Below are 1,678 nucleotides of genomic sequence, written 5' to 3'. Positions count from 1 at the left end.
GGGCTGCCTTACTGGCGATTGCCACGGGCATTGCAGGTGTGATTTTGCTTACCTTGTACTCGCGGCACCTACGTGAAGTTAACGAACTGAGTGTTAAACTCGAGCATGAACGCGATAACCTTAAAACAACACTGGAGCGACAGTCTTCGCTCATTAACGAACTGGCCGAAACCAAAAAGCTATCATCGTTGAGTATTATGGTGGCGGGCCTCGCCCATGAGCTGAATACCCCGGTAGGAGCGACTCAGCTGGCACTTTCCAGTCAGGCGTCGTTACTGGAGAAATTGATTGAAAATAAAAATACCGGCCTGACCAAATCAGCATTCGACAACTACCTGGAGCAGTCTGGTAAATCACTGCATCAGGCTCAGCGTAATAATCAACGGGCTATCGAGTTGATCCAGAGCTTTAAACGCCTCACTTTTGAACGGGCCAATAATGAGCTCAATACGTTTAACGTTGCACAGCACCTTGATGACCTCTGCAAGTCAATGCACGGCCTGTTGCACAAACAAAACATTAGGCTCGCCAACAACGTCCCTAACCATATCACCCTTACCGGCTATGCCGGCGCGTTTAGTCAGATTGTGCAGATTATTATTAGCAATGCCATCGATCATGCATTTGAGAATATGGCCGGTGCGTGCCTGGAATTAAGCTGTGAATACCGTGGTAAGGATGTTGCGGTGATTATCCGCGACAACGGCAAGGGAATTAAGGCTGATGAGTTACCGCATATTTTTGAGCCCTTTGTTACCTCCAAACGGCAACAGGATCACACCGGGCTGGGTTTGCATATGGCCCGGGTCTGGATTGAACAGGCATTTTCGGGAGACATTAAGGTTGAATCATCGCCTGGCGTGGGCACCACCTTTGAGCTGACATTCCGTTCGGTCCGAAAACTGGCTGCGCGAATAGCCAAAGATAAGATCCCGGAAAATCCATTTACCTGAAGAGAGGCCCCTTCAGGGCGATAGTCCGGCAGAAAATCCTAAACATATCAGTATTTTTTGCTACTATAATTTTGATATCTCCCACTCATTCACTTAACGCAAGTTGAACAGCGCACAATTATGACAACCAAAAAGAAAACAGCTAAACCCAACTATCAATTTGATGCCATCGTTATTGGTACCGGTCCTGGTGGTGAAGGTGCTGCCATGCAGCTGGCCAAGGCAGGCAAACGGGTCGCAGTAATAGAGAAATATCATGCAGTGGGTGGTGGCTGTACGCACTGGGGAACCATCCCGTCTAAGGCGTTACGGCATTCGGTGAGTCGTTTAATTGAATATAACAACACGCCGTTATTCGCCGACAATCACGTATCCCGCAGTCTGACCTTTTCCGACATTATGCAACATGCCAGCGGCGTTATTCGTAGTCAGACCCGGCTTCGTTCTACTTTTTACGACCGCAACAGAGTCACGTTAATTCATGGCGAAGCGAGCTTTATTGATGCCCACACCATCGAAATTACCCGCAACGACGGCTCTAAAGAAATTATTACCGGCGAGAAAATCGCTATTGCAACAGGCTCACGCCCTTATTGCCCCAAAGATATCGACTTTTCTCACCCACGCATCGAGTTTAAGACAAATTAACGCTATTTACTATCCTCTGTGACAACTGGCTTTAAGGCTTGTTTCATGCGATTTAGGTCCAAAAACAGGAAGCAATT

At 47.7% G+C, this 1,678-nt stretch carries 1 protein-coding gene and 1 pseudogene; both read left to right on the top strand.

The annotated features are described in order from the left end of the window. A partial coding sequence (locus BM378_RS20215) for a sensor histidine kinase (RefSeq protein ID WP_143104616.1) occupies positions 1 to 953 on the top strand: 953 nt, incomplete at its 5' end. 120 nt (positions 954 to 1,073) lie between these two features. Beyond that, positions 1,074 to 1,583, top strand: a pseudogene (locus tag BM378_RS20210) (FAD-dependent oxidoreductase); the annotation flags it as partial. Positions 1,584 to 1,678 lie beyond the last annotated feature (95 nt).

It is taken from the genome of Pseudoalteromonas lipolytica (assembly GCF_900116435.1).
GTDB classification, from domain to species: domain Bacteria; phylum Pseudomonadota; class Gammaproteobacteria; order Enterobacterales; family Alteromonadaceae; genus Pseudoalteromonas; species Pseudoalteromonas lipolytica.
The sequence above is the reverse complement of the archived record's forward strand: the minus strand, read 5'-3'. Positions and strand labels throughout refer to the sequence as shown.